At 70.3% G+C, this 4,940-nt stretch carries 5 protein-coding genes and 1 pseudogene; all 6 read right to left on the reverse strand.

The window, feature by feature from the left end; translation table 11 throughout:
* A pseudogene (locus tag Q1K57_RS13755) lies at nt 1-134 on the reverse strand (IS5/IS1182 family transposase); the annotation flags it as partial.
* 4 nt (nt 135-138) lie between these two features.
* Nucleotides 139-528: an IS5 family transposase gene (locus tag Q1K57_RS13760; protein ID WP_300083578.1), complete on the reverse strand. Its 390-nt coding sequence runs from the start codon at nt 526-528 to the stop codon at nt 139-141.
* A 168-nt stretch (nt 529-696) separates the two neighbouring features.
* A complete protein-coding gene (locus Q1K57_RS13765; RefSeq protein WP_300083580.1) occupies nt 697-1,581 on the reverse strand; it encodes an ArdC-like ssDNA-binding domain-containing protein in 885 nt (294 codons plus the stop codon).
* A 297-nt stretch (nt 1,582-1,878) separates the two neighbouring features.
* A complete protein-coding gene (locus Q1K57_RS13770; protein WP_300083582.1) occupies nt 1,879-3,759 on the reverse strand; it encodes a hypothetical protein in 1,881 nt (626 codons plus the stop codon).
* 240 nt (nt 3,760-3,999) lie between these two features.
* A complete protein-coding gene (locus Q1K57_RS13775; RefSeq protein WP_074015412.1) occupies nt 4,000-4,236 on the reverse strand; it encodes a hypothetical protein in 237 nt (78 codons plus the stop codon).
* A 54-nt stretch (nt 4,237-4,290) separates the two neighbouring features.
* Nucleotides 4,291-4,940, reverse strand: a 650-nt coding sequence (locus Q1K57_RS13780) for a hypothetical protein (RefSeq protein ID WP_300083585.1), incomplete at its 5' end; no start/stop codon positions are given.

Consider the following 4,940-nt stretch of genomic DNA (forward strand, 5'->3'; position numbering starts at 1 on the left):
TCAGAGAGCGTGTCGATGAGCATGCTTGTGTCTGCTGCCTGCCCCGGCGTCAGCAGAAACGCGAGAGCCCTGCCCCTCCCGTCACACACCAGGTGGTTCTTCGTCGTGAGCCCGCCGCGAGAGCGGCCTATCGCGTGATCAGGCGGCTCCGCCCCGAACTTCTTGTAGTTCGATCGAGCCCCCTGTGTCCCGGCGGAGGGTTGCGCCGTGCTGGTGCACGCGCACGATCGTCGAGTCGATCGACGCGACCCAGTCCAGCTCCCCGCGCTGATGCGTGAGGGACTGGACCTTCTCGAGCACGCGCGCCCAGACGCCCTGCTCCGACCAGCGATTGAAGTTCTTGTAGATCGTGTTCCAGTTCCCAAACCGCTCCGGCACATCCCGCCACGGAGCGCCCGTGCGGTACCGCCACGCGGTCGCCTCCACCACCATTCGGCGCTCCACCGGCGGACGGCCCGTCGCCTTCGGAGCCGGAAACAGCGGACCGATCACGGCCCAGGCCTCATCGGAGATCTCGTTACGCGCCACACCCTCAATCGTGGCCCGCGTGCCGACGATCCCCCTTTAGCAACACGCCCTAGTAGTACTATCAGGGTCGGGGTGTGTTGCGGTAGACGTAGTGGCCTTCGTTCTTTACCTCTAATAGTACTATCACCGCCACGGGTTCGCAGCGGTGATAGTACTATCCGGGGTGTTTTATGCGGCGGTCCGGGTCTCCTCCTCGGTGATGGCGTCGGCCAGGGTGTGCGCAGCGCGCAGCACGTTGGCAGCGGTGGCCTTGATCGTCTCGGCCTCGCAGCCGCTCCATCCGGCGACGTAGCCGATGCTGTAGGCGGCCGTGTCCAGGCCGAGCGTCCCGGCCACGATGTAGGCGACGGACTCGGCTTCGGTCTCCTTGACGCCACGGTGCGCGACGTACTCGGCGGCGTCCTCCTCGGCGTGCAGGATCACGTGCGCGGCCTCGTGCAGCGCCGTCTTGGCGGCCTGAGCGGGGGACAGGTCCGCGTCGATGACGACGCGGCGGCTGCCGTCGGTGGTGGTGTAGCCGTTGGTCTCGCCGGGGATCGTCTCGCGCTCGACGGTCCAGCCCTGGCCGGTGAGCCAGTCGGTCACGGCCTCGGCAATGCCGGCGGGGTCGTCGCCGGTGAGCTGGTGGGCGATCTCGCCGGGGTCGTCGGCCTCGGGGTCGATGGGGTCGGTCTGGGCCTTGTCGAACACGCTGACGGGGAAGAATCGCATGCCGCGCTCCTCCTTTTCCTCGCCGGTCTTTTCGTCCTCGACGGTGCGGCGCACCTCGCGGCCGCCGAAGATGCGGATGCCGCGCTCTCCCTTGCGCACCTGGCGGCCGATGCTCTGCCACGTGCGGTAGCCGGCGACGTGGGTCGCCTCGGGGTTCTGGGCGAGGATCAGCAGAAGGTTGCCCAGCGAGTAGCGGTGGAAGGTCTGCGCGAACGCGAGGAACCGGGTCCACTGCTCGGACTGGCGCAGCTGCTCGACCTGCTCCGCGATCGACTGTTGCAGGGCCTCGACCTCGGCGCGGCGCTGCTCGGGGCTCTTGGTGTGCTTGATCTTGCGGGCCATCGTGTCCTCCTGGTGACGGTGATAGTACTAACGGGGTGTGTGTGGTTCTTCCCCCTCGTTTTTTTGCCATTGAAGGCACGCATGTGCCGCTAGGGAGGGAGGTCGGAGTGCAAGTGACCGTGGAATACCGGACTGAGGGAGCGCAGCGAGTGAGGGAGGATATGCCGCGAAAGCACTTGCGCGGAGGCCGGACGACCGTATGCTGCCGAAGGCTTCAATGGTAAAAAATGAGCGCCGTGGCGCGTTCGCTGCCGGCCGCGCAAGCGGCCGTCGAAAACGGCCCGGAGGGCCGCGTGGTTACGCGATCCGCACGGCCCCCAGGACGTGCACCAGGTCGCGCTCTGCGGTCCACGGCTCGTCGGTGTCTGCCGACGGGCCGGAGAGCATCGCTCGGGCCGCTCGATAGTCGGCTCGGCCGTCTGCTCGGCGGGGGTGTGCTCCGTACGCATTGGTCCCCAGCTCGGGCAGGAGTGCGAGCTGGCCGGGGCCAGGTCGTCGGCTCGGAGCTGTGCGCCGCGGTGCCCGCATCCATGCCTCCTCGGCCTGCCACCATGCCCACAGCTCGCGCTCGATGCGGTAGCGGCGTGCTCGGTCGTCGAGGCGTCCTGCGACGTCGAGGTGAGCAGCGGCCGCTCGACGGTAGTCGGTGGCGCGTCTGCGCCAGCCGTCGCGGGTCTGGATCAGCACGCCGGCCGATGTGAGTCGGTTGAGGGTGCGCCTGGTGGTGCCCGCGTCAGCACCGGTGGCCTGACTCAGCTCGTCGAGGTCCTGGGGATCGGTCGAGGTGCGGGCATAGACGTTTCCTGCGTGATGGCCGAGCCCTGGTCCGGGGGTGAACAGATCGTGCCGGGCATCGGTCATGCGAGCGGTGAGAGCTTCGAGGAGGGTAGTTCTCTCTGCGGCCCCGGCCCCTGCGGGGCGCGGGTCCGCTTGTGACCGACTCGTACCTGCATCCCTGTGGAAAGCGCCGGTGGGGTCGATCGACCAGGCCGCCCCGTGGGGTCCGTCGGCTGCCTGGGCCTGGGCGATCCAGCCGTCCTCCGCGAGGCGCAGCAGCGCCGTGCGGGCCGTCTCGCGGCCGATGCCTGCCAGGAGGGCCAGGCGGCGGGTGTCGGCCTCCACGGAGGCTCTGAGGGCCTGTAGGGCGAGCACGCACAGCACGTCGAGCACGCGGCGGTCGGCGGGGCCGCCGCCGCGGGTCCAGCGGCCGGCGGCCGCGTCGGCGCGGGACTGCACCTGGCGGACGTGAGCGGCGATCGCGTCGGCGCGTGCGTCGAACGTGGGATCGTCGCCCACCTGGCGGCCGCTGGTGGCCACGTAGCGCACGGCCTTGTCCCACTGCCGGCGCAGCACGCGCTCGGCGCCGATACGGCCGCGCGGCGTGCGGTGGGATCGGTCGCGGTAGGTGCGGACATGCTCTAGGCCGGGCTCGGTGTCCACGAGGGCGGCGACGTCGACGTAGTGCCACCTGGCGGCGGCCGCGCCGATCAGGACCCGCCATAGGACCGCTGAGGCGTCGCCTGCGGCGGCGTCCTCGCGCAGCGCCGCGGCGCTGACTGCCGGCAGGGGCCGGCGGGGGCCTGGCAGGTAGAGCCGGCCGTGGTCGTCGAGGGGGAGCGGCCGGCGGGGGTCTGGCGTCTGGGAGGGCTCGGCGTCGTCGACGAGCTGGGCCAGGCGCTCAATCAGGGCGCGGACCTGCGCCCTGGTGCCCGTGGGCGCTGTGAGAGCCGCTGGGTCGCCGCGCAGCACGACTGAGCGGCCGCCGGATCGGTGCGGGGCACCTGGTGGCCGCACACAGCCGGTCACGGGGTTGCTCAGCGGTGCGAGGTCGAGTGTGGGGCACAGGTGGCGCGCCAGGCGCGCCAGCGTGGCCACGCTCTCCGGGTCGGCGGGCTCGGCCAGGGCCGTCCAGACGTGGCGGCCGCCGCCGGGACCGGACTCGCACACGACGGCGGTCAGTCCGGCGTCGTCGAGGAGTCCGGCGATCGTGTCAGCGTCGCGCTCGGCCGCGGCGGCGCTGCCGGCGGTCTTGGCGTCGAGGTCGAAGGCGAGGAGGTGGAAGCGACGCTCGGTGTCGGCCAGGTAGACGGCCCAGGGGCGGTCGGGTTCGGGACCGTCGATGCGGTGCTGGCTCGTGTACTGGTTGAGCACGGTGCCGTGGGCGTCTCTGGTGGCCACGCGCACGCTCGGCCGCGGGCTGAGCGCAGCGGTCAGCGCCCAGGGCGCGTCAGAGTACACTCTCGCAGTGGTTGGCTGTATGATGGCAGCAACCTCCTAGTTCTAGGACGTTAGAGGTCCGCCCGACCTAGCCAGTCGGGCTTTCTCTAGCCGCTTGATCTGTGTCTGTCGCCAAACTTCGACAGATCAGGCGTTCAGCTTCCGAACCCCCGCCCCGCCAAGGGCGGGGGTTCGCTGGTTTTAGCGGGTGTCTATGGGTAGCTCCTCCTCGCGGGGATGGTCGCTGGTCCATCCGACTGGCACCCCGTTGGCGTCCACGTCGATACGCTCGATAAGCCATTGCGTGAGCGCGGAACGGGTGGTGTCTGCGGCGTCAGCCAGAGCAGTGAGGCGTGCGTCGGCCGGCCCCTCGATCCAGAGGCCCACCTTCCTCGCGTCTACGAGGGAGCCGCGGTCGCGGCGACGAACGTTACTCATAAAAGCCACTATATCGGTGACGGAACCTATATCTGCAACTGCATGCACGGCGTGTCATGCCAGATTCACCGTGCAGTAAACGTCTCCCAGCAGCAGGGTCGTGCCGGCGGCGATCACGCTGGGGACTCCGGGCGTGAGCTGCACGGCTGGCGTCGTGGCCAGCTCGACGCCATTCGCGCTGTCAGCGTCCGTGACGATGATGCGGCCGTGCTCTTCGACGTCGACGAGCACGTGCGTGCGCGACAGGAGACGCCCAGGGCTGGCGATCGCCACGGGGGTGCGCCCGCCAACGCTGGCGGGGTTGCGGCCGATGGCCGCCCCGCCCGTCAGGGTGACGCTCGGCTGAGCGTCGAACGTGAGGGTGAGCGTGGGGCGACGTCGCCGCGGCGGAAGTGGTGGCAGGGGAGTGGTGGCGGCCTTGGCCGCCCTCCGTGGCCTGGGAGGCTGGGGGACGTGCTCGGTCGGCGTCGACCCACGTCGACGCTGGTAGGTCTCTCGGGGGCCGGCCTCCACGCTCTGCGGCCGCGCGAGGCCGCCCTGCGAGCAGGACGGGGCGGTGACGGGCGGGACGTGCCGGCAGGATCGGCACGGCCCCTCGTGGACGCTCAGGCCCGTTGCTGGCGGGATTGTGCCGTCATCGTCGACGAGCTGCACGATTCCCTCGGGGCGGACGGCGAGAGCCCAGGTGTCCGTGTCCTCCGTGA

The organism is Propioniciclava sp., assembly GCF_029977985.1.
Taxonomy (GTDB): domain Bacteria; phylum Actinomycetota; class Actinomycetes; order Propionibacteriales; family Propionibacteriaceae; genus Propioniciclava.

What these genes read in the sequence shown, in the direction of transcription:
- Q1K57_RS13775 (WP_074015412.1), bottom strand. Translation starts at nt 4,236, where the DNA reads ATGAGTAACGTTCGTCGCCGCGACCGCGGCTCCCTCGTAGACGCGAGG.
- Q1K57_RS13765 (WP_300083580.1), bottom strand. Translation starts at nt 1,581, where the DNA reads ATGGCCCGCAAGATCAAGCACACCAAGAGCCCCGAGCAGCGCCGCGCC.